This is a genomic window from Bradyrhizobium sp. Ken01, from assembly GCF_055807355.1.
This window is the reverse complement of sequence record NZ_JBVVPC010000002.1, coordinates 256,543-281,883: the sequence shown is the minus strand read 5'-3', so window position 1 is coordinate 281,883 and position 25,341 is coordinate 256,543. Positions and strand designations below refer to the sequence as shown.

The window sequence follows — 25,341 nt, the reverse complement described above, 5'->3', positions numbered from 1 at the left end:
GCGCACGCGGCATGGATTTGCGGCGTGCTCGAAAACGTGCGTGCAAAGGAAAGAGATGTTGACGCAACGCAGCGTCCTTCTCTCCCCCGAGCGCCAAAAAAGAGGGGACCGAACAATGCGTCCAATGGGCCGGGCAAAGCGCTATCGTCGAAGTCTGCCAGAGTTGGCGCAGTAACATCGGGTGGAATGCGCGTATCGGAGCTTCCACCATGTTGCGAGCGGATCTGGATCACTGCGAGTGGTTGCCGGATGATTTGAAGACCGGCGAGATGGTCTTCATTCCCGGCGGAACGTTTCGCATGGGATCCGACCATCATTATCCCGAGGAAGCGCCGAGCCATCGCGTCGCTGTCGACGGCTTCTGGATGGACCGCACGCCCGTAACCAACCGGCAGTTCAAGCAGTTCGTCAACGCGACCGGCCATGTCACCGAGGCGCAGATCGTTCCCGACCCGAAGGACTATCCAGGCGCGCTGGCGGAGATGCTCTACGCGGGATCGCTGGTGTTCTCCCCGCTGCCGCGCATCACCGATCTCACCGACTGGAGCCAGTGGTGGACTTTCCTGCGCGGGGCCAACTGGCGTCATCCCTATGGTCCCGGCAGCAACATCAAGGACCTCGACGATCATCCGGTCGTTCACGTCTCCTTTAGCGATGCGGCAGCCTATGCCCACTGGGCCGGCAAGGACTTGCCGACGGAGGCGGAATGGGAGTTCGCCGCGCGCGGCGGCCTCGAGGCGGAGGAATACGCCTGGGGCGATGCGCTGATGCCGGGCGGCAAGCACATGGCCAATATCTGGCAGGGCAACTTCCCCGTCCAGAATCTCGGCGAGGATGGGTACGAGCGTACCTCGCCGGTCATGGCCTTCCCGCCGAACGGCTACGGTCTCTATGACATGATCGGCAATGTCTGGGAGTGGACCGTCGACTGGTGGTCATCAAAGCACGCAGCCGACGCTGCAAAACCCTGCTGCATCCCCAAAAATCCCCGCGGCGGCGGTGAGCACACTAGTTACGACCCTCGCGTCCCCGATATCCAAATTTCGCGCAAGGTCCTCAAGGGCGGCTCGCACCTCTGCGCGCCGAACTATTGCCGCCGCTATCGCCCGGCCGCGCGCCACGCCGAACCGGTCGATACTTCGACCAGCCATGTCGGGTTCCGCTGCGTGGTGCGAATGCCGTCTGTAACCGAACGCCAACAAGAAGGACGTGCTGCAATCTAGCGAGCGCCGCTGGCGCATGCGGCGTCAGGGGTGCGCTCTGCGCGTTGGACTATTTCGATACGCAACTTTATCCATCGGCGATCGATAAACATCTTCAGCATTTTTGGACAAGGCAGGCGGGTTACAGGCAAGAGCCTGCCCCATATCCACGGTAAGAGTCGCCTCATCGCTCTCGCGACGCGCGCGCCGTCGATCCTGAAACGCTCGCGCCCGCAACGTGCCGAGGAGACATGCCATGAAGATCGTCGTGATCGGCGGGACCGGATTGATCGGATCCAAGCTCGTAGCGAAGCTCAAGCAGCAAGGCCACGACGCCGTCGCGGCTTCGCCGAAGTCAGGCGTGAACGCCGTCACCGGGGAAGGCCTCGCCGCCGTGCTGGCGAGCGCGGACGTCGTCGTCGACGTTGCCAACGCGCCGTCCTGGGAGCCTGCCGCCGTGCTCGGATTCTTCGAACGTTCGAGCAAGAACCTCGCTGCGGCCGAGGCGGCTGCAGCCGTGAAGCATCATGTGGCGCTCTCGATCGTCGGAACCGAGCGCTCGCCCGACATCGCCTATTTTCGCGCCAAGCTGGCGCAGGAGACCATCGTCAAGGCATCTCCGGTCCCCTACTCGATCGTCCGCGCCACCCAGTTCTTCGAATTCCTCAGCGCCATCGGCGATATGGGCGCGGCCGACGGCCAGATCGTCGTTCCCTCGGCATTGTTTCAACCGATCGCAGCCGACGACGTGGCTGATCGCCTCGCAGAGGTCGCGATGGGGCCACCGCTCAACGGCACGATCGATATCGCAGGACCTGAGAAGGCGCCCTTCAATGAATTCATCGCACGGCGCCTGAAGGCGTCCAGCGACACCCGACTGGTGGTGGGAGACCCAAAGGCGCCGTACTACGGCGCTCCCATCGACGACACATCGCTGAACCCTCTCGGCGAGGCGCGGCTCGGCAAAACGTCGCTCGCAACATGGCTCGCGAGACTTTGAGGAGGCTTCCATGCGCAGATTGCTGATCGCAATTGCTGTTTATGCCGCATCATTCCTGACGGCCCATGCCGCCGAGACAGCGGCAGCCACGGCCAAGGTGACGCTCGTGTTCGACCAGGCGCTGCCGAATGTCCCGGGCAAGAGCATGAAGAGCGTGCTGGTCGAGTATGGTCCCGGAGGGTCCTCACCGGCCCACATCCACGCACCCTCGGCTTTCATCTATGCCACGGTCCTGGAAGGCGCGATCCGCAGTCAGGTCAATGACGGGCCCGCCAGGGTCTTTCGCAAGGGAGAGAACTTCTCTGAAAAGCCCGGCGACCGCCATGCCGTCAGCGCCAATGCCAGCGATACCGAGCCCGCAAAGCTGCTTGCCGTGTTCGTGGTGGATACCGCCGACAAGGAACTGACGATGCCGCTGCCGAAGTAGCAACGGATCACGCGAGGCGACGCACGGCCATCTCCGCGGCGAGCAACACCGCGGCGCGGCTGGCACCGACTGATGCAATGCCTTGGCCGGCAATGTCGTAGGCAGTGCCGTGCGCCGGTGTGCAGATCGGGAACGGAAAACCGCCGAGCAAGGTCACGCCGCGATCGAACCCCATCAGCTTCATCGCGATCTGACCCTGGTCGTGATACATCGTCAGCACAGCATCGAAGGCGCCGCCCTTGGCGCGCAGGAACACCGTGTCGGCGGGGAATGGCCCTTCGGCGGCAATGCCCTCGCGCTGACCGGCCGCGACCACGGGCGCGATGACATCGATCTCCTCACGACCGAAATTGCCGCCGTCGCCGGCATGCGGGTTGAGCCCGGCGACCGCGATGCGCGGCCGGGCGAAGCCGGCATTGCGCATGCAGGCATCAGTCAACTCAAGCGCGCGATGGATGCGTTCGCCGGACAGTCGCGCGGCAACGTCCTTGAGCGGGATGTGAGAGGTCACGCGGGCGTTCCAGAGCCGGTCCAGCACATTGAATTCGCTTGCGGGCGTTTTGAGTCCGACCACTTCTGCGGAGAACGCGATCTCGTCGTCGTACTCGGCGCGGGCCAGTCGCATCGCCTGCTTGTTGAACGGCGTAAAGCAGACGGCATCGACCCGGCTGTCGCGGCCGAGTTCGAGCGCGTGCTTGTAGTTGGCAAGTGCGAACCTGCCGCCGGCAAGGCTCGCAATGCCCTGCCTGATGTCGCCGGGACCGAGGTGGCCGAGATCGACGAACAGCGTCTCGCCCTCCGCCTCGCGCAGATCGGCCCCCTGCTCCACCATGGTCAGTTCCGGCTTGACGCCGGCAATGCGCGCGCCTTCGTCGAAGATGCGGCGGTCGCCGATCACGGCGATCCGGCTGCGGGCGCGGATGTCGTCCTGCAACACGAGCTTTGCGGTCAATTCCGGGCTGATGCCGGCGGGATCTCCCATTGCCAGTGCAATGAGCGGCTTTGCGGTCATATCATCACCTTCTCTCGCGCGGTCTCTCGATCTGTGTTCTGGACTGTCGTCTCGTGGATCGACGGCGCAGGCTTGCGCAGCAAGCGCGCAAGCTGCAACACGAGCGGCAACAGCAACAGCGCGATGCCGGCCACGATCAGGCATGTCACCAGCTTGTTGGCGAAGAATATCCCAAGCGATCCCTTCGACATCAGCATCGACTGCCGGAACGCGTCCTCGGCCTTGTCGCCGATGACGATGGCGAGCACGAGTGGCGCCAGCGGATAGAACAGCTTCTTGAAGAGATAGCCGACGATGCCGAAACCGAGCATCATGACGACATCGAGATAGGAGTTCGACACCGAATAGGCGCCGACGACGCAGATGATCACGATCAGGGGCGCGATGATCACGAAGGGGATCCGCATCAGGGCGGCGAAGATCGGCACAGTCAGCAGCACCAGCACAACGGCGACGATATTGCCGACATACATCGAGGCAATCAGGCCCCAGACAAAGTCTTTCTGGTCGACGAACAGCATCGGCCCGGGATTGAGGCCCCAGATCATCAGCCCGCCCATCATGACGGCCGCGGTGGCCGAGCCGGGAATGCCGAGCGAGAGCATGGGCAGAAGCGCGCTGGTCCCGGCGGCATGATCGGCCGTCTCCGGCGAGATGATGCCTTCAACCTCCCCCGTACCGAAGTATCGGCCACGGCGCGAGAAGCGACGGCCAATGCCGTAACTCATAAAGGATGCCGCAGTCGGCCCGCCGGGCGTGATCCCCATCCAGCATCCGATCGCCGCGCTCCGCAGTAGCGCAACGCTATGCCGTGGCAGGCGGCCGACGGCACGGAACACCTCACGCCAATCGATCCTGGAGGAGACCGCACGCGCATGAAACTCCTCTTCGACGGCGACGAGCAGCTCGCCGATGCCGAACAGACCCATCACCGCGACGACGAAGTTCACGCCCTTGACGAGCTCGTCGACGCCCATGGTGAGGCGCACGCTCCCGGAGACCGTGTCGATGCCGATGGCGGCAATGGCAAAGCCGATCGCCAGCGCGACGATGGTCTTGATCGGCGCCGCCCCGCCCATGCCGACGAAGCTGGCGAAGGCCAGGAAATAGACCGCGAAATATTCCGCCGGCCCGAAGGCAAGTGCGACCTGCGCCACCCATGATGCGAGGAAGGTGATCAGGATGACGCCGATCAGCGCGCCGAATGCCGCCGAGCCAAAAGCGGTGGCGAGCGCCGTCGTCGGTCGTCCGTCGCGCGCCATCGGGTAGCCGTCGAAGGTGGTGGCGACAGACGACGGCTCGCCCGGGATGTTGAACAGGATCGAGGTCACGGATCCCCCGAACAACGCGCCCCAATACATGCTGGAGAGCAGGATGATGGCGGAGACCGGTTGCATGCCGAAGGTCAGCGGCAGCAGCAGCGACACCCCGTTCGGAGCACCAAGCCCAGGCAGCACGCCGACGAGAATGCCGAGCAGCACGCCGATCACCATCAGCGCCAGATGCGGCAGCGTGATCGCGATGCCAAAGCCGTGAAGGAGTTCTCCAAGATTGTCCATCGGCCTCTCCGTCAGAAGCCAAACGCGGCGGCGAGCGCGCCGTGCGGCAAGCTCACCTGGAACATGCGCTCGAACACGACGTAGAGGGCGAGCGCTGTCGCCGCCGCCATGCCAAGCGCGCGCGGCACGGATTGTTGTCGGGGGATCGCCAGCACCGCGAAGATGTACAGGGCCGAGGCGACGTACATCCCCGCCAACGGGATCGCAGCCACGAAAATCGCGGCCGGCACGAACAGGCCGGCAAGCCGGCGCAGCTCGATCGGTGTGATGGCAATGGGGACGCTGGCGAGCGTCGCGGCCGGCACGACACCTCGCGCGAGGTTGTAGAGGCTCCCGAGCACGATGATGATCCCGGTCAGGAACGGAAACGTCCCGGCGTCCACGCCCGCGCTCGACCAGCCGATGCCGTTGTCGAGACTCTGGACCACAACTGCAACGCCAAAACCGCCCGTGAGGATGGCAGTCGCAAGTTCAAGAGCGCGTCGCGATATCATAGAAGGCTCCGGTCAGGCTAAGTACAATGGCCGGCTATGGCGCACATGTTCCCCAACGCTCGGTGTCGTCCCGGCCTAGTGCGCAATTGCGCACTAGGCCGGGACGACGGCGGAGTTTGTGGCACGAACGCCGAGATGTAGCTGGAAGGCCTGTCCACGTGGTCACCCATGCAAGAGTGCCGTCCTACTTCACCAACCAGCCCTGCTCGCCCGCGACCTGCTTGACGCGCTCGAGGTCCTCCTTGATGAATTTGTCGAGCTCGTCCCCGGTCAGGAACGTGTCGATTTGGGAGCTCTTCTCGATGTAGTCCTTCCAGTCCGGTGTCGCCTGCACCTTTTTCATCAGGTCAACATAGAATGCGGCCTGGTCCGGGGTGACCTTGCCGGGGAGCCACACTGTCCGCGGCTGCTCATATTGCTTGATGTCGAGGCCCTGCTCGACACAGGTCGGAACGTCGCCCCAGCCCTCGGTCGCGGTGACCTTGGCACCCTGCGGCAGCCGCTTCGGACTGAAAACGCAAAGCGGTCGTTGCGTTCCACCGCGCCATTGCCCGAGACTTTCGCTGGGATTGTTGACGTGGGAGTCGAGATGGCCGCCGGCGAGCTGCACGGCGGTCTCGGCGCCGCTCTTGAAAGGGATATAGGTCAGCTTGATGTGGCCGGCCTTCTCGATCATGCGGGTCAGCACCTCGTCGGTGTCCTTCGACTGCGCGCCGCCCATCTTGAATTCGCCCGACGCGGCCGCCTTCAGATAGTCGCCCGCCGTCTTGTACGGCGCGTCCTGCTTGACCCAGAGCAGGAACTCGTCCTGCGCCATCGCCGCGATCGCAGTGAGATCGGTGTAGTTGAAGGCGACCTTGGAGACGAGCGGCTGCTGCCAGGCATTCGACGTGCCGAAGATCACCTTGTAGGGATCGCCGGCGGATGCCTTGCCGTAAACATAGCCTTCCGCGCCGCTGCCGCCACCCTTGTTGACGACGACGATCGGCTGCTCCACCAGCTTGTGCTTGGTGATGATGTTCTGCACGGCACGCGCGAGATTATCGGTGCCGCCGCCGGGCCCGGCGGTCGCCACGAACTCGATCGGCTTTTGCGGTTGCCAGGCGCTGAGCGCCGGCATCGTGCCGGCGAGCACGGTTGCGGCTGCGGAGAGCAGAAGTGTTGACGTCCGACCCATGATGTCCTCCAGCTGATTTTTGTCTCTTGTTCTTGTTTTTCTCGACGTCCGGTCAGGCGACGCGTTCCTCGCGTCTTCCTGAGGCCGTGACGATCGCGCCTTCTTTTTCGAGCGCTTCGATCTGCTTCTGGTCGAACCCGTGCTCGACCAGCACCTCGCTTGTATGCTCACCGTAGACCGGCGCGCCGGTGCGCACTTTGCCTGGGGTCTCCGAAAACTTGACCGGCAAGCCGATGGTCTTCACCGGACCGAGCGTGGAATGCTCGACCTCGACGACCATCTCGCGCGCCAGCGTCTGCGGATCGCGGAGCGCCTCCAGCATGTCGTGCACGGGTCCGCACGGCACGCCCTTCTCGTCCAGCGCCGCCAGCCAGTGCGCCCGCGTCCGGGTGCGGAAGCGCTCGCTCAGGACCGCTTCGAGCTCCTTCAAATGCGCCATGCGGTCGGCCCCGCTGACGAAGCGCGGATCGGAGGCGAGTTCGCTCGCACCGAGCGCATCCAGCATCAACAGCCAGTGCTTCTTGTTGGCGCCACCGACCACCAGCCAGCCGTCGGAGGCCTCGAAGGCCTGATATGGCGCGTTGAGGGGATGGGCCGAACCCATGGCGCGCGGCGCGGTGCCCGCGGCCAGCGCGATGGTCGACTGCCAGTAGGTCTGCACCAGCGCGGCCTCATAGAGCGAGGTCTCGACCCACTGCCCCTCGCCGGTCTTGAGACGGTGCGTGTAGGCCGCGAGGATGCCCATGCTCGCCAGCAGGCCGGCGGTGATGTCGGACAGCGGCGGGCCGCATTTGACGGGCGGACCATCGGGACGTTCGCCCGTGAAGCTCATGATGCCGCTCATGGCCTGGGCGACCAGATCGAAGCCGCGGCGGTGCTTGTAGGGGCCGGTGCGGCCGAAGCCCGACAGCGAGCAATAGATCAGCGCTGGATGCTGCTTGTGCAGATCGTCGTAGCCGAAGCCAAGGCGCTCCATGGCGCCCGGCGCAAAGTTCTCGACCAGCACGTCGGCGCCCGCGATCAGCCGCCGCAAGACCTGCTTGCCGCCATCGGTCTTCAGATCCAGCACGATGCCGCGCTTGTTGCGGTTCATCATCAGGAAGGAGGCCGCCTCGTCGCCAATCTTTGGCGGCACCGAATGGCGGGTGTCGTCGCCGTTCGGCGATTTCTCGATCTTGATGACGTCGGCGCCCATGTCGGCCAGCATCAAGGTGCAGGTCGGCCCCGCCATGACATGGGTGAGATCGATGACCTTGAGGCCGGCGAGCGGCCCCGAACGGCGGGAGGTTGATTGCGGGCGATCGCTTTGCATCGGGGCGTCCTATTGGCCGCGCCATTTCGGCGCGCGCTTGGTGAGGAAAGCATCGAGCCCTTCGCGAAAATCCTGGCTCGTGTAGCACATCAGGATGAGGTCCTCGCCCTCGTCCGGCGTCAGCCGCCTTTGCAGGCGCGCCACGGCCTGCTTGGTTGCATTCAGCGTCAGCGGGGCATGGCTGGCGAGCAATCGGGCCACCTCGTCCGCGCGCCTGTCGAGCGCGGTGAGATCCTCAACGACCTCGCCGAGCAGCCCGACGCTCGCGGCTTCCGTGGCGTCGACCAGGCGCGCGGTGAAGATCAGATCCTTGACGCGGGCGGCACCGATCAGCGCGGTGAGACGGCTGACATTGGACATCGACAGGCAATTGCCGAGCGTGCGGGCAATGGGAAAGCCGATTTTCGCGCTTTGGGTGCCGATGCGGAGGTCGCAGGCCGCGGCAATGCCCGCGCCGCCGCCGGTGCAGAACCCGTTGATCGCGGCGATCGTCGGCACGCGGCACTGTTCGAGCGTGGTCAGCACCCGATCGATGCGGTTCTCGTAGTCGATCGCGTCCTGCGGTGACTTGAAATCGCGGAACTGATTGATGTCGGTGCCCGCGGCAAACGCCTTGTCGCCGGCACCGCGCAGCACCAGCACCTTGACCGCGTGATCGTCGTTGATCTCCTCGCAGATCGCGGCAAGCCGCTCGTACATCGCGAAGGTGAAGGCGTTGCGGGCCTGCGGACGGTTGAAGGTGATCCGTCCGATACCGTCCTGACGCTCGAAAACGAGGTCTTCCGCCACCACCTGCTGGTCCATTTCCTCAATGTCCTTCTGCTTTTTTACATTTTTGAATGCAAAATAATCGATTTACAAGCTGGAACTTGCATTAATTCGCATCTAGCTTCTATTTTTGCATTCAAATGGACTTCAGACCCATGCTTCATGAGGAAGTCGTCGGCCGCATCCGGACCATCCTGCTCGACGGCGAAATTCCACCGGGCGCGCGGATTCCCGAGCGCGAGCTGTGCGAGCGGCTTCAGATATCGCGCACGCCGCTCCGCGAGGCGCTCAAGGTGCTTGCCGCCGAAGGGCTCGTGCAGCTCCTGCCGCATCGCGGTTCGCGTGCGGCAAAACTGACCGACAAGGACATGCGCGACCTGTTCGAGGTCTGCCAGGGTCTCGAGGCACTCGCCGGAGAACTCGCCTGCGAGCGCATCACGGACGCCGAGATCGACGCGATCGCCGGCGCGCACGCGGACATGGTGCATCATCATCGCGAGGGCGACCTGATCCAGTACTATCGCGGCAACCGCGCCATTCACGAAGGCATCGTCGCTGCGGCCGGAAACCCGGTGCTTGCGGGGCTGTATGCGTCGGTGACCGCGCGCATCCGCCGCGCGCGTTATGTCACGCCGATGACGCCCGAGCGCTGGGCGGTCGCTGTTAAGGAGCACGACGCCATCCTGAATGCACTGCAGAGGCGCGACGGCGTCGGCCTCGCCCATATCCTGCGCGCGCATTTGCGCCACAAGCGCGAAGAGGTTTTACAGGCGGGCTTTGCCGAAACGGAAGGCAGTGACCTGGTGCCGCGGATTGCGTGAGACGGCATTCGCGACGCGGAAAGAAACTTGCGGCCCCGCGACAACGCGCGGTCAAGAGACACAATCGCGACACAATCATTGATTGCATTCAACTGTACGGTCGGATCGTGCTGACGCGAGGCGATCGGCGCAGGCCGAAATAACGCGCAAACAATTGCGCAAAACAAAAGACAAAAGCGGAGGAAACGCATGACAATCGATGTCTCACGTCGCGCCTTGTTCGCCCTCGGGGCTGGCCTTGGTGCCAGCGCAATGCTCGGCAGCAGCGCGATAGCGCGCGCTCCCAAGCTCGGCACCCAGACGCCTTACTGGCACCGCTTCGTTCTCGGCGATGCCGAAGTCACCATCGTCTCCGACGGCCCGCTGCCGCTCGGCGATCCCTCCGGCACCTTCACCGGCGTTCCCAAGGAAGAGGTGAAGAAGATGCTGGCAGACAACTTCCTGTCGCCGGACAATGTCGTGCTCGAACAGAACTCGCCGATCGTCAACACCGGAGACAAGCTCATCCTGTTCGATACCGGCATGGGCAGTTCCAAGCTGTTCGGCGCCACCACCGGACGGCAACAGAAGAGCATGACCGAAGCAGGCATCAAGCCCGGCGACATCGATGCGGTGGTCTGTTCGCATGCCCATATCGACCACATCGGGGGCATCGTGGACGACGGCGGCAAGCCGCTGTTTCCGAACGCGCAGATCTACATCTCGCAGACCGATTTCGACTTCTGGACCGACGAAGGCAAGCTCGGCAGCGACGCCAAGGATTTCGTCGTTCACGCCCGCAAGAACCTGCTGCCGGTGCGCGACCGCATCGTGTTCTTCAAGGATGGCCAGGAATTCCTGCCCGGCGTTCAGGCGATCGCAGCGCCCGGTCACACCGTCGGCCATACCATCTTCATGGTCTCGTCGGCCGGCAAGTCCTTCGCCTTCATGGGCGACCTCTCGCACCATTCGGTGCTGCTGCTGGAGCGGCCGCGGATGGAATTCTCCTACGATACCGATCCCAAGCAGGCAGCCGAGTCACGCGTAAAACTGCTGACCATGCTTGCGGCGAACAAGGTCCCGGTGATGTCCTATCACTTCGCCTGGCCGGGCTACGGCCATGTCGCCAAGGCCGGCGAAGGATTCCACTATTATCCCGAACCGATGCAGATGACTTTGTAGATCGTCGAGGTCCGGGCAGCGCCCGCTGCCCGGACTAGTTGCTTCCCGCCCAACGCGCTTTTTTATATCCAATATTCCGATTTAATCGGCCAATATTATTCGTTTGTCAAAATCGTCCTCCTGCGTAGCCTAGGCAGCGCGGCTATCGCCCGCGCCCTGAACGGCCGCCACCAAGAATGGCGAAGCACGAGGAGGATGAAGATGACGACGACGCTCGACGCATCGGGAATGCCTGCACGCTCGCTACTGCGGTTTCTCGATCGCGAGCATACGATCGCAAGGCCGGGCTATAGCCGATGGATGGTGCCGCCCGCGGCGCTTTGCGTGCACCTCTGCATCGGGCAGGCCTATGCCTTCAGCGTCTTCAACCTGCCGATGACCAAGCTGATCGGCGTCACGCAATCGGCGCCCGGCGACTGGAAACTGACCGAGCTCGGCTGGATCTTTTCCATTGCGATGGTGTTCCTCGGACTGTCGGCCGCGGTGTTCGGACGCTGGGTCGAGGAAGGCGGCCCGCGGCGCGCGATGTTCACCGCCGGCGTCGCCTGGGCGAGCGCCTTCCTGATCTCGGCACTCGGCGTGTATCTCCACAATCTCTGGATCATCTATCTCGGCTACGGCGTGGTCGGCGGCTGCGCGCTTGGCATCGGCTACATCTCTCCAGTTTCGACGCTGATGAAGTGGTTTCCCGACCGGCCGGGCATGGCGACGGGCATGGCGATCATGGGCTTTGGCGGCGGCGCACTGATCGCCTCCCCCTTCTCGGTCTGGCTGATGAGCAAGTTCGCCAGCGCGACCGACGTCGGCGTGCTCGGCGCCTTCATCACGCTCGGCTGCGTCTATTTCGTCTTCATGATGGTCGGGTCCGCAATCGTGCGCGTGCCCGCGCCGGGCTGGAAACCGGACGGTTACGTGCCGCCGACAACCGCGACCAAGCTGATGACGAAGAATGACGTGTTCGTCTACCAGGCAATCAGGACGCCGCAGTTCTGGCTGATCTGGATCGTCTTGTTCTGCAACACCACGGCCGGCATCGGCGTGCTCGGCCAAGCCTCGGCGATGAGCCAGGAGATGTTCCCGGGGCACATCACCGCGGTCGCGGCCGCCGGTCTCGTCGGCCTGATGAGCCTGTTCAACATGGGCGGACGCTTCAGCTGGGCCTCATTGTCCGACTTCATCGGACGCAAGAACACCTATTTCGTCTACATGGTACTCGGCTTCGCGCTTTACGTGACCGTGCCGTATGCCGGCGCGAGCGGCAATGTCGTGCTGTTCGTGCTGTGCTTCCTGATCATCGTCAGCATGTATGGCGGCGGATTCTCGACGGTGCCGGCCTATCTGCGCGACATGTTCGGCACCCGCTATGTCGGAGCCATCCACGGCATCCTGCTCACGGCCTGGTCCATGGCCGGCATCGCCGGACCGGTACTGATCAATTACATCCGCGAATACAACGTCACCCACGGGGTGCCGAAGGCGCAGGCCTACAACACCACCATGTACATCATGGCCGGACTGCTCGTGGTCGGCTTCCTCGCCAACCTCTGCGTCCGCGCCGTCGACAAGCGCCATCACATGAAAGACGACAACGCAGGTTTCGAGCCGGCGCGCGCTTGGGCCGCGGCGGAACAGAAGGAGCGACCATGACAACGACATCGCGAAGCGAAGCGTCATTCTCCCAGCTGCTGCTGAGCTGGATCACCCATCGTGTGTCCCGGATGACGGCGATCGAGCCGTCCCATCGCGCCAGCGAGATCGCTGCCGCCGCCGCGGCGAGCAACAATCCCTCGGGAGCATGACGTCATCATGCATCATGCCAAAATCGTAAAAACCACGCCGCTGCAATTGGCGCTGGCCTGGAGCTTCGCAGGCATCCCCTTGCTTGCGGGCGTCATCCAGACCCTGCTCAACGCGATGAAGCTGTTCCAGTAGGCACGAACCCATGCGCTCGACGGACAAGCCCGCAACGCGCGTCGGCGGCGCGCGGAAATTGATCGCCGATGAGGGCTTTACCTTCTGCATGCTGGCCGCGGTGTTCGCCGCTGCGGTTTTTGCGTTCGGCTTCGACGCGACCCCGGACATCGTCGTCGCCATGCTCGCGATCGGCGTGGTCACGGCCGTCGCCGAAACCCGCTTGCACCGCCGGCGCTAGTACCCTCCGCCCGCTGCGAGCCTGCTGTCAGTGGCGTTTGCGCACGCTCCGCGCCGGCGTTTCCGTCACGCGCCGCGCTTGCTCGGCGGCGAGGTCGCGCATGATCACAATGGCGCTCTGTACATGATCGTCCGACTGGTCGACCGAATAGACGACATAGGCCGGCATGGAGAACTTCGGCGCGCCGGCCACCAGGTGCAGGCGCCGCGCCTTCAGCAGCGGCTCGACGATCCGGTGCGCGAAGTAGCCGGAGCCGCCGTTTGCCAGAACATGCTGAAGCCCAAGCCAGCCGATATTGGCAGTCAGCGCGGGCCCCGCAAAATTGGGGAAGACGGCGCTGTGGCGGGCATAGAATTCCGGCCCCCAGTCGACATAGACGTAGCCTTCCTGCGGCTCGGGTTCGCTTTTGGGATTGGTCGAGACCAGCACCAATTGCTCCTCCATCAGCAGCTCGACTTTCAGGCCGGGCCGGCTTTGCGGCGTGTACATCACGCCGATGTCGATGCGGCCCTCGACCAGCCCCTGCATCAACTCGGGCTCGAGCGCGCTCTCGGCGCGGATGGAGATTTGCGGATTGGCCTCCTGCATGCGCGGCAGCCAGAGCAGCAGAAACTCCTCCCACAGCCCGATGCGGCCGCCAATCACCAACGCCCCGCTAAAGCCCTTGGGAACGCCGACATCATGCCGGGCTTGCTCGACGGTGCGCACCAGGGTCGAGGCGTGACGCTGGAATTGGCGCCCGGCTGCCGTCAGCGTCGCCCCGGCCTTGTTGCGCACGAACAGCGTGCAGCCAAGCAGGTCTTCGAGGCTCTGGATCCGCGTGCTGACGGTGGATTGACTGACGTGAAGCCGCTCGGCGGCCGTAATGAAATTGCCCGTCGCGACCACGGTCAGGAATGTACGCGCAAGCTCGGTATCCAAGGGCGGGCCTCACATCGACATAGTCGATATGAAAGGCGCCCTCTTGAGGGATGTCAAACCGTAGAAAGGCTGCCTAGCACCCCGAGCTTGTCCGCCATTCAGCCAAGATCCTTAGCACGGTGTCCCGATTGCCGGATGCCTCGATCAACCCTCTGGAGCGGACCGTATTCGATCGGCCTTACCCATGAAAGCGGTCAACCCGATCTTCTGCGCGGCGGCGAAATCGCCGATGCGCACCGTCTCGCCGGACGATGTCCTGATCGACCCCGGATCTGAGCCGTCAGCGCGAGCGCTCCTGGAGGGAGTGCAACAGCCTGCTGGCCTCCGGACGATCGCCGCCGTCCGGCTGACCGACAAAAAATTGCAGTTCGTGATGCAGGAGCGTCCGGGCGCGCTCGGTCTCTCCTTTGGCGGCGAGCAGGCGCGCAAGACTCTCCGCGGCACGTAGGCCAAATCCGTGCTGGCCACGACGATTGGCAAGCGCGAGCGCCAGCTCGAAGTTCCGCTCGGCCAGCGAAGTGTCGTTGATCTGCGCATGTGCGGCAAATCGCCCTTCGATGCGCAGGCACTCGGCCTCATACCAGTAATTGCCACCCCGCCCGAAGACGTTGCGCGCCTGATCGAGACAACGCCGTGCGTCTGCCAGACGGTCGGCGCGGACATAGGCCTCAGCCAACCAGCAGAGGTAAGTGGGCAGCCAATAGACGAGGTGCGCCGTCTGCAGAAAATCGCGCTGCTTCTCAAGCAGATCGATGCCTTCCGCGAGGCGGCCGCTTTCAACGTCGGCCCAACCGAGAAATGTCCGTGCCACCGAGACCCAGAGCGGAAGCTCCCGTCTGATCGCCCCATCGAGCGTCTGCTGGGCGAGCGCCCGCACCGTCTGCACGTCCCGCTCCAGCGTGTAGAGCATGCAGGCGTGGGCATAGGCGTAACCGAGGGTATGGGCATGCGACAATTGCTGCGCGTGTCGAAGTGCCTCTCGGCCGTGCGTGACCGCGTCGGCAACTCGGCCCACCAGCCAGTAGCAGATGCACAGGTTGGACAGGCTCGTGATCTGCACGTCAGTGCCGTATGTCACGCCCGTCGCGCGGTCGGCGGCAGCATCGTAGAGTTTGGCGGCCCGATCGAGATGGACGCACGCCTGCTCGGTCTCCCCATCGAGCAGCGACGTGCCGAGCAGGCGGTGGCCCACCATCCGATCGGCCCTCGTTCCCTTTTGCTCGGCGAGCGTCAGAAAATCCCGCGCCAGCGTGCCGGCCTCCCGCACGTTGCTTGCAACACGCAAATAAGACCATCTTGCGTACAGCGCCGGAAAGATGCGCGGATCGTTGTCGAGGGCACGGCAGAGCTCGATGGCGCGGCTGCTGACGTCAGCGACCGCATCGGCGCCGAATCCCTGCAGCGCGATCGTGGGTCCGATCAGCGCGATCTGGGCGTTCAGCTCCAGATTGTCCCGTTCAAGTCCCGCCGGAAGCTTCCTGATCTCCTCCAGCGCCATATTGAGCTCGGCGACGGCTTCCAGATTAGCCGAACGTTCTGCTGCCTGCTGGGCCGCTTTGAGCCGCATCTGTGCCGCCCGGGAGGTGCGCCCGGCCTCGGACAGATGCTGCGCAAGATAGCCGGGTTCGGTGATGGCAACCTCCGGCAGATGGAGCTCGATCTCTGCAGCCACGCGGTCGTGAAGCTCTCGTCTCTGCCGTTTGAGAAGCGAATAATAGGCAACGTCCCGGACCAGCGCATGCTTGAAGGAGTAGACCTTTTCGTCGTCGTTGCGCTCAAGTCCTATCAGTCCAGACGCTCGCAGCCGCTCGAGGGCCGGTTCGAGGCCATCTTCAAGCTCGCCGGCGACGGCAGCAAGAAGCCGATGCGGAAAGCTTCGGCCGATCACCGACGCGAGCTGCGCGACCGCCTTGGCATTGCCAAGGCGCTCGAGACGCAGCATCAGGGAGTCGTAGAGCGCCGATGGCACTTCTGAAGGTCCGCTGCCGCCGGCCGTTCGGACGCCCGGATCGACTTGGCCAGTTTCCAGGGCCGCCGCCGCCAGCTCTTCCACGAACAGCGGCACACCGTCCGATCGCGCCACAATCTGCTGGATCAGCTGGTTTGATAGCTGTTTGTCGCGCACGACCGATCCGGCAAGATAGCGGCAGTGCTCATCGTCGAGACGCTGAAGCACTATACGCAGGATCGTGGGCGACACGTGACCAAGCACGGATGCCCGGCTGGTGACCACTAGGAGATTCCGCGTACCGCCGATCTGGCCGGCAATTCGCTCGACGATCTCGATTGTCGATGGATCGGCCCAGTGAAAATCCTCAATCAGGATCAGGCCGGCTTCGCCGCGCGTTTGCGAGATCAACAGCCGCACTGCCGCATCACGCGTCTTTCGACGCTGCTCCTGCGCGTCGGGAATGATCGGGCCTGACGCCGCCGGCACCGCCAAGCCGAGCATCTGGCCGATCAGCGTCAACTGCTCCTCATCGCCGCCGGACGTCGCGGCCACGAAATCACGCAGACGCGCCAAATTCGCCTCGGCGTCTCCATCCCTGCCGATGCCGACGCGCTGCTCGAGCGCCCTCATGATCGGGTATAGCGGCGTGTTCTGATGCGGGGCGGAGGCCTGGATCACCAGCATCAGGTCGTCCGGCAGCGCGGCCCTTTCGATCAGCTCCAATGCCAGGCGCGATTTTCCGATCCCGGGCTCCCCGGTGATCTCCACCGTACGCCCCTGCCCGGTCCGCACCAGCTCCCACGCTTGCAGCAGCTGGTCCATTTCAGCGACCCTGCCCACCAGGCGCGAGGCATTGCGACGGCGTGCACGATGGCCGCCGCCATCTTCCAACGCCTCGCTCACGACGAGAAACACCTCGACTTTTCGCGACAATCCCTTGAGCGAACGCATACCGAGCGGTTGCAGGGCGAATTTGCCGCGGAGGAGACGCCTGGTCTCACCGCTGATCACGAGTGAATTGGGCTCGCCCATTTCCAGCAACCGGAATGCGACGTTAGGCGTTTCGCCGACGATCTCCGTCGCATCGTGCACATGGCCCGGCCCCGCCTTGCCGATCACCGCAACGCCCGTATGGACCCCGATCCGAACGCGAAGCGGTTCCTGGATCGCCGCGATGGCGCGCTCGCTCAATTCGTGAAGTGCCCGCAACAACACAAGGCCGGCGCGTACCGCGCTCTCGGCCTCGTTCTCCGATGCGAGGGGATAGCCGAATTCCGCACGGATGCCGTCGCCGATGTAGTTGACGACGCTACCTCCGGCATTGCTGATGCATTGCGAGCTTATCGCCTGGAATTCCAGCAATATTTCGCGCAGATCCTCAATGTCGCAACGCTCGGAGAGGCCCGTTGAATCAACGACGTCGCAGAACAGAACGGTGAGCTGCCGGCGTTCGGGTACTCTGTCGTGAGGGTCGTCCATTACTCATCCCGGAATTCTGACAATGTTCCGCGGTTCGATTGGCGCCGCTACCGTTTCCTGAGCGCGCAGAGATTGCGCCATTCTTTTGAGAGAAGTCCACCTCTTGAGAGAAGTCTACGCCGCCGTGGGTGACAATCAATCAGCCAAACTGTCCGACCACGTCGCACGAAATTTCCGGTCCAGGTCGGATATTGCAGGCACGTCAACTTCCGTATCACGGCTCCAGGCTGGCCATCACCGGCTCAGAGCAGATTGGCAAAAAACGGGTTCAGCATACGCCCGTGCGGATCCTCCAGCCTGACTTGCGCAGAAAACTGCGTCCATCGCGCTCCATACGCGGCCGTGACATGCTGCCGCGTGACGAACGGACTCTGATTCAGCAAAGGAATGCCATTCCTCTTGTGCGCGAACTCATTGAACTCCTCCAAAAACCCGTCCCACGCCGGCCTGTCCGTAAAAGCGTGAATGGGGTCGACCGAAAAAACGTCTCCGTCATGCGAGTAGGACAACAACGAATGCTCGTCTTTCCGGATGAAGTAGGAGCCAAGCGCCATGTTGCAGCGGAAGTCATGCTCCTCGAAATATTTTTCGCTGAAGTCCACGTAGTCGCGCAGCACATTCAGCCATTCAGAGCGCGGAAATGCCCAGAATGTAAATGCATATCGCGCCGACGGCGGCGTCTTGCTGTAGTCGATGGTCTTGTCGGGATTGTACAGCGTCGCCCCGCCGACCAAGTGCAGGAATGACATCAACAACCGGCTGCCAACGAACCACGTGTCGAGCGACGCATCCCGGAGAGGCTTGGTCGGGATGCTGCTGTCGATAAACCTGCCAACGCGGGCTTCCGTATGGTTCCAGAGGGTACGGCGGCCGGCGGCGAACAGCGACCCTAACGGCCCAACCCTGTCGACAGGATGCCGCGTCTGGAAATGCGCCTTTCGACCGACCGTCCAACAGATCAGGCCTCGCGATGCATCGATGATTCCATCCACTTCCTTCTCGGTCAGCTCTCCGATCGGGCGCGGCAAATATCTAAAGTGGACCGCTTCCAGCGTCTTGATGCGAAACGTCACCTCGTAGATGACGCCGCACAGGCCGTAACTCGAGCGCATCAAGTACATCAGTTGCGGGTTTTTATCCTCCGATGCTTCCGCCAACCCGCCGCTGGGCGTCACCCATTTCATCGCTGTGATGTACGAGCCGACCTGCCCAAACTCGCCGCCGTCCAGGCCGTCCTTGGTGTGGCAGCAGGCCGCCGCACCGAGCGTCATGTTCCCGATTTCGATATTGGTCAGAAACTGGAGGTTCATCGCCCGCAATAGCCGCGATGCAGCAATGAACTGGAGACCGGCCTCGGCCGTGAACGTCATGCTGTGTGGATCGATCTTGTGGATGCGGCTCATCCCGGACATGTCGATGATCGTCCCGTCCGAGGACGCGCAAGGCGTCAAGGAATGATAGCTGCCCATCGCCCGAACAGGGCTTGGGTAGCGATCGGCATCCCTGAGGATCGATTGAATCTCGTCGACGGAGCGCGGTGACACCAGCTGCGCGGGAGAGCTTGTGATCCCGCCGTCGTAATTGCGAACCATGATGCCCATCTGCGTCACCCCCTTGACGGCGAAACACGCAACTTAAGATGGCTTTTCGGCCTGCCGGCGCCGGTGCCGGCCTGGTTCTCACGAGGTGAAGCGCGTTGTCGCGCAGCTTCGCCCCGCTCACGGAAACTCAGCCGGGGCGCCCGATGCACCCACGGCTGTACGCCATCCTATCCGAGCAAACATTTAGCGGACAGCGGAAATCGAACGACCGGGCGACCGCGGCCTCCGGAAAGCCACGTTGGCAAACGGGCATTTTGGTGCTATTGAACTGCATTTACTAGTTGCAAGTTGACTTTATTTCACGCGATTGCGTTTGGGAGCGTCAATGTCCCGCGAGAACGATGGTTTTGGCTTCCATCGTGACCTGCTCCAGGCAATCCTGGATGTTGTCTATCGGGCCATTAACTTCCTTGTGAGATGGGACCACCTGCCGACCCTGCTCGGAGCTGCCAATCTTTCGGTGTTCCGCGACCGGCTGCGCGAGCACAATCTCCACCATACCGGCTACGGCCCGACATCGCCCGGCTGGAGCACCGGCAATGACAGGTGGCGTTCCGCCGACGGCTCGTTCAACAGCCTCGACCATCCGCGCATGGGCATGGCGGGCGCCCGGTTCGGACGCAATTTCCCGCTGCCGGAATGCGTGCCGGACGGCGTCGACGATCTGCTCGAACCCAGTCCGCGCGAAATTTCGACGGAATTGCTGGCGCGCGACCAATTTATTCCCGCGACCAGCCTCAATGTGCTGGCCGCCGCCTGGATTCAGTTCGAAACACATAATTGGTTCAGTCATGGGGTGCCCGAGCCGGGAAACGAGTTCAAAATCCCGCTAAAAGCGGGCGACCAATGGCCCAAGAATGAGCGGCTCGACGACTGCATGAAGATCCGTCGCACGGTTTGCGACGAGACATCGCGTGAATCGTGGCTCGGCGCCACACCGACATTTCGCAATTTCAACTCGCACTGGTGGGACGCCGGGCAGATCTACGGCAGCGATCGCGCGAGGCAGATGCAGATCCGATCCGGCGTCGATGGGAAGATCAGGGTCGGCGATGATGGGATGCTCCCAGCCGATCCGGTCCATCCGGGTGCCGATCTCACCGGCTTCAATGACAATTGGTGGGTCGGGCTCAGCCTGCTGCACAATCTCTTCGCGCGTGAGCACAATTTCATCTGCGATGGCTTGAAGACCCGGTATCCGGACTGGAATGACGAAGAACTATTCCAGCGTGCGCGCCTGATCAACGCGGCCCTGATCGCCAAGATCCACACCGTCGAATGGACGCCAGGCATCCTCGGCCATCCTGCGCTGGATTTCAGCATGCACGCCAACTGGTCGGGGATACCATACCGGGTGCTGCGCGCAGTGCTCGGCAAGAACAGCGAGGCCGCCTATGGCATCATCGGCTCTCCGACGGACCAGCACAGCGCGCCCTACGCGATGACCGAGGAATTCACCGCTGTCTACCGCCTCCACCCGTTGCTCCCCGACAAGATGGATGTGCGGCGGCTCGATACCACAGAGCCAAAATCTTGCGACTTGGTCAACATGCAGGGGCGCGTCTCCCGCAAGTTCGTTCAGTCTCACGGCTTCGCCAACCTGATGTACTCCTTCGGCACCGCTCATCCCGGCGCCATTCGCCTCCACAATTACCCCAACTTCCTGCGCCAGTTCACTAAAGACGGCCAGCCGCTGCTGGACGTGGCCGCGATAGATATCATGCGCGATCGCGAGCGCGGCGTGCCGCGCTACAATCGTTTCCGCGAGCTGGTCGGCAAGAAGCGCGTCAAGACATTCGAGGAAATCACCAGCATCCCCGGTGCCGCCAAGAAGATGCGCACGATCTACAAGGGCGACGTCGACCGCGTTGATCTGATGGTGGGGCTGTTAGCCGAGGACCTGCCGGACGGTTTTGGCTTCAGCGATACCGCCTTTCGCATCTTCATCCTGATGGCATCGCGGCGTCTCAAGAGCGACCGCTTTTTCACCGACGACTACCGGGCGGAAGTTTACACGAACTTCGGTCTGGACTGGATCCAGAACAACGGAATGAAATCGGTCCTGCTGCGGCATGTGCCGCAACTCGGATCGGCGCTCGAGGGCGTCAACAACGCCTTTGCCCCCTGGAACGTGCTGCGAGGCTGACCCATGGCCCTCATCCTCAGCATTCCGGGCCTCGTCCGCCTCGCTGTCGTCCGCGATCCCGACGAACTGCTCCGCGTCAACAACGCGGGTACCGTCGCCCGCCCACTCTCCGGCCGCGGAGGCCTGTTCAATCGCTCGGTCGCGGCAAAGCTCGCCGTTTTCCGTACGCCCGATGGCGACATCTGGCCGGCGTTTCGCGACCGGCACGATCCATTGCGCGTGGCCCATCAAGCGACCCTCGAATCCGCGCTTTCGAATGTCGAGCCACTGTTGCAACGGATCGCGCCGGAGATCGCCGAGCTCGGCAATTACATCCGCGACGGGCACGCAGATCGCAGCATGGGCGTCGTTGTTCAACAAGCGATAGGCCGGCTCTTCTTCGCCGACTATGTTGCGAGCGAGGAGTCCTACGCCGCCGCGCGCACGTTGCAGGCCTGGCTGTCGGCCTGGCCGCTGCGTGCACACTGGATCAGATGCAGCGGCGCGTTGAAGGCTGCGCTCGATCGAATTGAGGCAGCCTCGCGCGGCGATATGGCTTGCGCGCATGCAACTGCGCTTGCGATGGACAACATCGTGAAGTCGATCGATCTGATGCGCGAGCTGGTGCTTCGCGGGGACAATCTGGCGAAGATCGAACCGCAGGATGCTCTGCTTCGCACGTTGCGCGCGCCCGCGCGCGTGATCCGCGAAGCGCGCGATGGAGACTGTGTTGGTTTGATCCGGCTGCGGTCACGGACGTTGGTGCTGCTAGCGGTCGAGGGCGCCCGACAGCAACGTGCCTCCGACCCGGGATTCGCATTCTTTGCCGATGCGTGGAATCGTTGCCCCGCGCACGGCATTGTCCCCGCGTTGCTCATCGAGGTCTGGCAGGCGGCAAGGACCAACAAGAAGCACAGCGCGACGGGAACGCCACCGCAAGGTGGAGTGCCAACGTCGCGGCCGGCCTAGCACCCGAGCTTGTCGGCGATTCCGCCAAAATCCTTGGCGACGATGTCCCAATTGCCGGTGGCCTCGAAATCGACCTTCTGGAGCGGACCGTATTCCGTCGGCCGCGCCACGAAGGCGGTCTTCAGCCCGTTCTTCTGCGCGGCGGCGAGATCGCCGTTGTGGGCGGCGACCATCATCACCTGCTCCGGCTTGAGGCCGAGCAGGCGCGCGGCGCCGAGATAGGTTTCGGGATCGGGCTTGTAGTGCTCGAACAGCTCGGCCGACATGATGAGGTCCCAGGGAAGCCCTGCGAACTTTGCCATGTTGGTCAGCAGCGCGACATTGCCGTTCGACAGCGGCGAGATCACGAATTTCGTCTTCAGCCGCGTCAGGCCCGCCACGCTGTCGGGCCACGGGTGCAGGCGGTGCCAACCCTTGGTGAGGTGATCGAGATCGGCTTCGGTCAGGCCTGGAATCGAAAATTGCGCGACCAGCTTTTCGAGCGAGCGGCGATGCAGATCATCTAACATGACATAGCCGCGCTCGGGATTTTTGCGCACGTCATCCATCGAGGCCATGTACATGCCGCGCCAGCCGTCGACCAAGGCGGTCCAGTCGGCGGAGATGCCGCGGCCCTTCGCCCACCACATGAAGTCCGTGATCAGGCTGGTGCGCCAGTCGACGACGGTGCCGAACACGTCGAAGACGAGGGCTTTGACGGCGGTGAGATCGGAGGTCGTGGTCATGTTTCGCTTCGCGGATTTTCCGCGCTCCGGGTGGCTTTGTCTCAGATGAAGGGCTTTAAAGCATGATCTTTTCCATGCAACAATAGCGCTAGTCCGCCACACCAGACACGCATAAGATGAACAAGGTTACGGGCCTCAACCAGTCGGGGTGCAGCGTATTTGTCATGACCAACCCTGTTGCATTTGTTTTATTAGAGAACGCCGGCCTTCCAGAAGAGAAGGTCCTGGTCGAGACGCTACGCCGCCGACATCCAGGCTTGCATTGGGAGATCAGCACGGCCGCAGCACCTGCGGAAGCCGACGATCTGCTCCTGATCCGCGTGGGCGATCATTTGGCGGGAGTCCTTTTGATGCGTGCGCCAACGCCGATCAATCCGTCGGCGTGGCAACAGGCCTCCTCGGAATGGCCGGAGGCATTGCAGGCGCTGGAGAACCACCGTGCGAACCTGGTCGTCTCAATGACGGGTTCTGCTGCGAAGGGTGCGGAAACCGGGAAGCCCAGTGTGATCGAAAGCACCCGCATCGTCACTGCCGTCGTCGGTAGCCTGATTGAGGCGCAGCCTGGCTGTATGGCCATAGCCTGGAACGGACAATTCGGACGCTCTCCCGAACAGTGGCTAGAGCAGTCCCGCCGATCGTTCGATCCGTTTCCGGATCATCCATACAGCCTATGGATCGAGATTGTTCACTTCGTGAGCGGCAAGACGATTGGGGCTTACACGAAAGGACTATCCGCATTCATCGGACGCGAGATCGAATTTGAGGTGGACGGGCTCGATGAACGCACCGTCACAGCCCGCGTTGCCGGCCTTTCATCCTACCTGATCGCAAACGGCCTTGAGGCCGGGCCCAAGAGCGGTGCCGTGTTCGAGGCCGACTCCGAGGTCGATCATCATGTTGCCGTGCTCCATCGCAATTCGCGATTTCGGATCGGGCCGGTTATCTCGTTCTTTTCTCTTCAAGACCGAGCTGGAAGGCTCAAGACCTACCAGATCATTCCGTCATCTCTCGCGCGAAATCACCCGCTTCTGATCATGCTGGGCAAGGTCGGGCTTTTCTATCCGACGAAGTCCGAAAATCTCATAGAGCTGCGGCCAGATCACTACGTTTCGGAAACTCGCCTGGAGAGCCTCGATGGCGGCGTGTCGCAAGAGCTGTCCAAAATGCTCGCGACCGACGCCTATGCCGAGGCGGACACGAACGCGCGCCGCGCGCTCGCGAGCGAAGACATAGCGTCAGCGACGTCTTTTTTGCAGCCTTGGGCTGAGGAAGTTGGCCAGCTTCAAGAGGCGCTCCAACTCGCTCTGACCTTGTGCGACGCGTTCATGTTCGTGCCGGCGGCGGCGCGCCATCCCTAGCGGACACGCGATGGATCAGGTCCGTCGAGGTGCCTACACGGCGGCGTCCGGCTGAACCGGCCGAACGAGCGCACGCGGGATGGTTGCGGACTTAGTCCAAATGGAACTTCGCCAGCTCGCGGTGCTCGGCCTTGATGTAGCGCACCGTGCCGGTGACCGAACGCATCACCACCGTCTCGGTCTCGATCACGCCGTCCTTGCGGAATTTGACGCCCGACAACAGCGAGCCCGTGGTGACGCCGGTGGCGGCGAACAGGCAGTCGCCGCGCGCCATGTCCTCGATGCCGTAGATCATCTTGGGATCGTTGACGCCCATCTTCGCCGCGCGCTCGCGCTTCTCCTCGGAGTCGAGGATGAGACGGCACTGCATTTGGCCGCCGATGCAGCGCAGCGCCACGGCCGCGAGCACGCCTTCCGGCGCGCCGCCGGTGCCGAGATACATGTCGACGCCGGTATTGTCAGGGTCGGCGCAGTGGATCACGCCGGCGACGTCGCCGTCGGTGATGAGGCGCACGGCGGCGCCGGTCGAGCGCACGCTCTCGATGATGCTGGCATGGCGTGGCCGGTCGAGCACGAGAACGGTGATGCCGTCCGGCTTGACGCCCTTGGCCTTGGCGAGGCGGCGGACGTTTTCGGCCGGCGTCGCATCGAGCTCGACGACGCCCTTGTCATAGCCGGGACCGATCGCGAGCTTCTGCATGTAGACGTCGGGGGCGTGCAACAGCGTGCCGCCGTCGGCCATCGCCATGGTGGCGATCGAGCCCGGCATGTTCTTCGCGCACAGCGTGGTGCCTTCGAGCGGGTCGACCGCGATGTCGACCTGCGGGCCGGCGTTCATGCCGACCTTCTCGCCGATGAAGAGCATCGGCGCTTCATCGCGCTCGCCCTCGCCGATGACGATTGTGCCCTCGATCGGCAGCTTGTTGAGCTCGCGCCGCATCGCATCCACCGCGGCCTGGTCGGCCGCCTTCTCGTTGCCGTGCCCGCGCAGACGCGCCGAAGACACCGCCGCCCGCTCCGTCACACGCACGATCTCCAGCGTGAGAATGCGCTCGAGCAACGCTTGCGGCGGGACTGAAATATGGGTCGACATCGGCTCACTCCTTCGAAACAGTTTTGGACGGACA

Annotated in this window: 23 protein-coding genes; 12 read left to right on the top strand and 11 right to left on the bottom strand. The window is 63.2% G+C overall.

Annotated elements, in window-relative coordinates; genetic code table 11:
• Nucleotides 1–209: 209 nt before the first annotated feature.
• The 3 genes from AC0L3S_RS03340 to AC0L3S_RS03330 all read left to right on the top strand — a co-directional run bounded on the left by AC0L3S_RS03340 (nucleotide 210) and on the right by AC0L3S_RS03330 (nucleotide 2,629).
• On the top strand, nucleotides 210–1,223 hold the full coding sequence (locus AC0L3S_RS03340) for a formylglycine-generating enzyme family protein (RefSeq protein WP_473278082.1): 1,014 nt from the start codon (nucleotides 210–212) through the stop codon (nucleotides 1,221–1,223).
• A gap of 235 nt (nucleotides 1,224–1,458) precedes the next feature.
• Complete coding sequence (locus tag AC0L3S_RS03335) at nucleotides 1,459–2,202, top strand: SDR family oxidoreductase (RefSeq protein WP_473278081.1); 744 nt, start codon at nucleotides 1,459–1,461, stop codon at nucleotides 2,200–2,202.
• A 10-nt stretch (nucleotides 2,203–2,212) separates the two neighbouring features.
• A complete protein-coding gene (locus AC0L3S_RS03330; protein ID WP_473278080.1) occupies nucleotides 2,213–2,629 on the top strand; it encodes a cupin domain-containing protein in 417 nt (138 codons plus the stop codon).
• A gap of 7 nt (nucleotides 2,630–2,636) precedes the next feature.
• Here AC0L3S_RS03330 and AC0L3S_RS03325 read toward each other — a convergent pair whose 3' ends face one another.
• The 6 genes from AC0L3S_RS03325 to AC0L3S_RS03300 all read right to left on the bottom strand — a co-directional run bounded on the left by AC0L3S_RS03325 (nucleotide 2,637) and on the right by AC0L3S_RS03300 (nucleotide 8,987).
• Nucleotides 2,637–3,641 (bottom strand): 4-hydroxythreonine-4-phosphate dehydrogenase PdxA, encoded by a 1,005-nt coding sequence (locus tag AC0L3S_RS03325; RefSeq protein WP_473278079.1) that lies wholly within the window; start codon nucleotides 3,639–3,641, stop codon nucleotides 2,637–2,639.
• Nucleotides 3,638–5,200 carry a tripartite tricarboxylate transporter permease gene (locus AC0L3S_RS03320; RefSeq protein ID WP_473278078.1) on the bottom strand — a complete coding sequence of 521 codons (1,563 nt, stop codon included), beginning with the start codon at nucleotides 5,198–5,200 and terminating at the stop codon, nucleotides 3,638–3,640. Before AC0L3S_RS03320 ends, AC0L3S_RS03325 begins: the two co-directional genes overlap by 4 nt.
• An 11-nt stretch (nucleotides 5,201–5,211) precedes the next feature.
• Nucleotides 5,212–5,694, bottom strand: coding sequence for a tripartite tricarboxylate transporter TctB family protein (locus tag AC0L3S_RS03315; RefSeq protein WP_473261638.1), 483 nt, complete (start codon nucleotides 5,692–5,694; stop codon nucleotides 5,212–5,214).
• A gap of 184 nt (nucleotides 5,695–5,878) precedes the next feature.
• Nucleotides 5,879–6,871, bottom strand: coding sequence for a Bug family tripartite tricarboxylate transporter substrate binding protein (locus tag AC0L3S_RS03310; RefSeq protein WP_473278077.1), 993 nt, complete (start codon nucleotides 6,869–6,871; stop codon nucleotides 5,879–5,881).
• A gap of 52 nt (nucleotides 6,872–6,923) precedes the next feature.
• Nucleotides 6,924–8,183, bottom strand: coding sequence for a CaiB/BaiF CoA transferase family protein (locus AC0L3S_RS03305; protein WP_473278076.1), 1,260 nt, complete (start codon nucleotides 8,181–8,183; stop codon nucleotides 6,924–6,926).
• Between the two features lie 9 nt (nucleotides 8,184–8,192).
• Nucleotides 8,193–8,987 (bottom strand): enoyl-CoA hydratase/isomerase family protein, encoded by a 795-nt coding sequence (locus tag AC0L3S_RS03300; RefSeq protein ID WP_473278075.1) that lies wholly within the window; start codon nucleotides 8,985–8,987, stop codon nucleotides 8,193–8,195.
• Between the two features lie 119 nt (nucleotides 8,988–9,106).
• Between AC0L3S_RS03300 and AC0L3S_RS03295 the strand changes: the two genes are divergently transcribed.
• The 6 genes from AC0L3S_RS03295 to AC0L3S_RS03270 all read left to right on the top strand — a co-directional run bounded on the left by AC0L3S_RS03295 (nucleotide 9,107) and on the right by AC0L3S_RS03270 (nucleotide 13,085).
• Nucleotides 9,107–9,772 (top strand): GntR family transcriptional regulator, encoded by a 666-nt coding sequence (locus tag AC0L3S_RS03295; RefSeq protein ID WP_473256921.1) that lies wholly within the window; start codon nucleotides 9,107–9,109, stop codon nucleotides 9,770–9,772.
• 189 nt (nucleotides 9,773–9,961) lie between these two features.
• Nucleotides 9,962–10,933: an MBL fold metallo-hydrolase gene (locus tag AC0L3S_RS03290; protein ID WP_473278074.1), complete on the top strand. Its 972-nt coding sequence runs from the start codon at nucleotides 9,962–9,964 to the stop codon at nucleotides 10,931–10,933.
• Nucleotides 10,934–11,134: 201 nt separating this feature from the next.
• Entirely contained in the window at nucleotides 11,135–12,580 is a 1,446-nt protein-coding gene (locus AC0L3S_RS03285) for an L-lactate MFS transporter (RefSeq protein WP_473278073.1), read from the top strand.
• The gene (locus AC0L3S_RS03280; RefSeq protein WP_473278071.1) at nucleotides 12,577–12,732 is read left to right on the top strand and encodes a hypothetical protein; all 156 of its coding nucleotides are present in this window, start codon (nucleotides 12,577–12,579) and stop codon (nucleotides 12,730–12,732) included. The genes AC0L3S_RS03285 and AC0L3S_RS03280 overlap by 4 nt, the downstream gene beginning before the upstream one ends.
• Before the next feature lie 7 nt (nucleotides 12,733–12,739).
• Nucleotides 12,740–12,865 carry an MFS transporter small subunit gene (locus tag AC0L3S_RS03275; protein WP_473278070.1) on the top strand — a complete coding sequence of 42 codons (126 nt, stop codon included), beginning with the start codon at nucleotides 12,740–12,742 and terminating at the stop codon, nucleotides 12,863–12,865.
• Nucleotides 12,866–12,875: 10 nt separating this feature from the next.
• A complete protein-coding gene (locus tag AC0L3S_RS03270) occupies nucleotides 12,876–13,085 on the top strand; it encodes a hypothetical protein (RefSeq protein WP_473278069.1) in 210 nt (69 codons plus the stop codon).
• 27 nt (nucleotides 13,086–13,112) lie between these two features.
• Here AC0L3S_RS03270 and AC0L3S_RS03265 read toward each other — a convergent pair whose 3' ends face one another.
• From AC0L3S_RS03265 to AC0L3S_RS03255, 3 genes are all read right to left on the bottom strand, one after another.
• Nucleotides 13,113–14,006 (bottom strand): LysR family transcriptional regulator, encoded by an 894-nt coding sequence (locus tag AC0L3S_RS03265; RefSeq protein WP_473256927.1) that lies wholly within the window; start codon nucleotides 14,004–14,006, stop codon nucleotides 13,113–13,115.
• A 280-nt stretch (nucleotides 14,007–14,286) separates the two neighbouring features.
• Complete coding sequence (locus tag AC0L3S_RS03260) at nucleotides 14,287–17,436, bottom strand: ATP-binding protein (protein WP_473278068.1); 3,150 nt, start codon at nucleotides 17,434–17,436, stop codon at nucleotides 14,287–14,289.
• A gap of 242 nt (nucleotides 17,437–17,678) precedes the next feature.
• Nucleotides 17,679–19,037: an FAD-binding protein gene (locus AC0L3S_RS03255; RefSeq protein WP_473278067.1), complete on the bottom strand. Its 1,359-nt coding sequence runs from the start codon at nucleotides 19,035–19,037 to the stop codon at nucleotides 17,679–17,681.
• Between the two features lie 325 nt (nucleotides 19,038–19,362).
• On the opposite strand from AC0L3S_RS03255, the gene AC0L3S_RS03250 reads away from it, so the two are divergent.
• Both AC0L3S_RS03250 and AC0L3S_RS03245 read left to right on the top strand, forming a co-directional pair.
• Nucleotides 19,363–21,183, top strand: coding sequence for a peroxidase family protein (locus tag AC0L3S_RS03250; protein ID WP_473278066.1), 1,821 nt, complete (start codon nucleotides 19,363–19,365; stop codon nucleotides 21,181–21,183).
• Between the two features lie 3 nt (nucleotides 21,184–21,186).
• Nucleotides 21,187–22,131: a hypothetical protein gene (locus AC0L3S_RS03245; RefSeq protein WP_473256930.1), complete on the top strand. Its 945-nt coding sequence runs from the start codon at nucleotides 21,187–21,189 to the stop codon at nucleotides 22,129–22,131.
• Here the strand turns inward: AC0L3S_RS03245 and AC0L3S_RS03240 are convergent.
• A complete protein-coding gene (locus AC0L3S_RS03240; protein ID WP_473278065.1) occupies nucleotides 22,128–22,856 on the bottom strand; it encodes a haloacid dehalogenase type II in 729 nt (242 codons plus the stop codon). The genes AC0L3S_RS03245 and AC0L3S_RS03240 overlap by 4 nt on opposite strands.
• 116 nt (nucleotides 22,857–22,972) lie before the next feature.
• On the opposite strand from AC0L3S_RS03240, the gene AC0L3S_RS03235 reads away from it, so the two are divergent.
• Complete coding sequence (locus tag AC0L3S_RS03235) at nucleotides 22,973–24,214, top strand: hypothetical protein (protein WP_473278064.1); 1,242 nt, start codon at nucleotides 22,973–22,975, stop codon at nucleotides 24,212–24,214.
• A gap of 91 nt (nucleotides 24,215–24,305) precedes the next feature.
• On the opposite strand, the gene glpX is transcribed toward AC0L3S_RS03235, so the two are convergent.
• Nucleotides 24,306–25,307 (bottom strand): class II fructose-bisphosphatase, encoded by a 1,002-nt coding sequence (gene glpX / locus AC0L3S_RS03230; protein ID WP_473256933.1) that lies wholly within the window; start codon nucleotides 25,305–25,307, stop codon nucleotides 24,306–24,308.
• Nucleotides 25,308–25,341 lie beyond the last annotated feature (34 nt).

What these genes read in the sequence shown, in the direction of transcription:
- AC0L3S_RS03340 (WP_473278082.1), top strand. Translation starts at nt 210, where the DNA reads ATGTTGCGAGCGGATCTGGATCACTGCGAGTGGTTGCCGGATGATTTG.
- AC0L3S_RS03335 (WP_473278081.1), top strand. Translation starts at nt 1,459, where the DNA reads ATGAAGATCGTCGTGATCGGCGGGACCGGATTGATCGGATCCAAGCTC.
- AC0L3S_RS03330 (WP_473278080.1), top strand. Translation starts at nt 2,213, where the DNA reads ATGCGCAGATTGCTGATCGCAATTGCTGTTTATGCCGCATCATTCCTG.
- AC0L3S_RS03325 (WP_473278079.1), bottom strand. Translation starts at nt 3,641, where the DNA reads ATGACCGCAAAGCCGCTCATTGCACTGGCAATGGGAGATCCCGCCGGC.
- AC0L3S_RS03320 (WP_473278078.1), bottom strand. Translation starts at nt 5,200, where the DNA reads ATGGACAATCTTGGAGAACTCCTTCACGGCTTTGGCATCGCGATCACG.
- AC0L3S_RS03315 (WP_473261638.1), bottom strand. Translation starts at nt 5,694, where the DNA reads ATGATATCGCGACGCGCTCTTGAACTTGCGACTGCCATCCTCACGGGC.
- AC0L3S_RS03310 (WP_473278077.1), bottom strand. Translation starts at nt 6,871, where the DNA reads ATGGGTCGGACGTCAACACTTCTGCTCTCCGCAGCCGCAACCGTGCTC.
- AC0L3S_RS03305 (WP_473278076.1), bottom strand. Translation starts at nt 8,183, where the DNA reads ATGCAAAGCGATCGCCCGCAATCAACCTCCCGCCGTTCGGGGCCGCTC.
- AC0L3S_RS03300 (WP_473278075.1), bottom strand. Translation starts at nt 8,987, where the DNA reads ATGGACCAGCAGGTGGTGGCGGAAGACCTCGTTTTCGAGCGTCAGGAC.
- AC0L3S_RS03295 (WP_473256921.1), top strand. Translation starts at nt 9,107, where the DNA reads ATGCTTCATGAGGAAGTCGTCGGCCGCATCCGGACCATCCTGCTCGAC.
- AC0L3S_RS03290 (WP_473278074.1), top strand. Translation starts at nt 9,962, where the DNA reads ATGACAATCGATGTCTCACGTCGCGCCTTGTTCGCCCTCGGGGCTGGC.
- AC0L3S_RS03285 (WP_473278073.1), top strand. Translation starts at nt 11,135, where the DNA reads ATGACGACGACGCTCGACGCATCGGGAATGCCTGCACGCTCGCTACTG.
- AC0L3S_RS03280 (WP_473278071.1), top strand. Translation starts at nt 12,577, where the DNA reads ATGACAACGACATCGCGAAGCGAAGCGTCATTCTCCCAGCTGCTGCTG.
- AC0L3S_RS03275 (WP_473278070.1), top strand. Translation starts at nt 12,740, where the DNA reads ATGCATCATGCCAAAATCGTAAAAACCACGCCGCTGCAATTGGCGCTG.
- AC0L3S_RS03270 (WP_473278069.1), top strand. Translation starts at nt 12,876, where the DNA reads ATGCGCTCGACGGACAAGCCCGCAACGCGCGTCGGCGGCGCGCGGAAA.
- AC0L3S_RS03260 (WP_473278068.1), bottom strand. Translation starts at nt 17,436, where the DNA reads ATGGACGACCCTCACGACAGAGTACCCGAACGCCGGCAGCTCACCGTT.
- AC0L3S_RS03255 (WP_473278067.1), bottom strand. Translation starts at nt 19,037, where the DNA reads ATGGGCATCATGGTTCGCAATTACGACGGCGGGATCACAAGCTCTCCC.
- AC0L3S_RS03250 (WP_473278066.1), top strand. Translation starts at nt 19,363, where the DNA reads ATGTCCCGCGAGAACGATGGTTTTGGCTTCCATCGTGACCTGCTCCAG.
- AC0L3S_RS03245 (WP_473256930.1), top strand. Translation starts at nt 21,187, where the DNA reads ATGGCCCTCATCCTCAGCATTCCGGGCCTCGTCCGCCTCGCTGTCGTC.
- AC0L3S_RS03240 (WP_473278065.1), bottom strand. Translation starts at nt 22,856, where the DNA reads ATGACCACGACCTCCGATCTCACCGCCGTCAAAGCCCTCGTCTTCGAC.
- AC0L3S_RS03235 (WP_473278064.1), top strand. Translation starts at nt 22,973, where the DNA reads ATGAACAAGGTTACGGGCCTCAACCAGTCGGGGTGCAGCGTATTTGTC.
- glpX (WP_473256933.1), bottom strand. Translation starts at nt 25,307, where the DNA reads ATGTCGACCCATATTTCAGTCCCGCCGCAAGCGTTGCTCGAGCGCATT.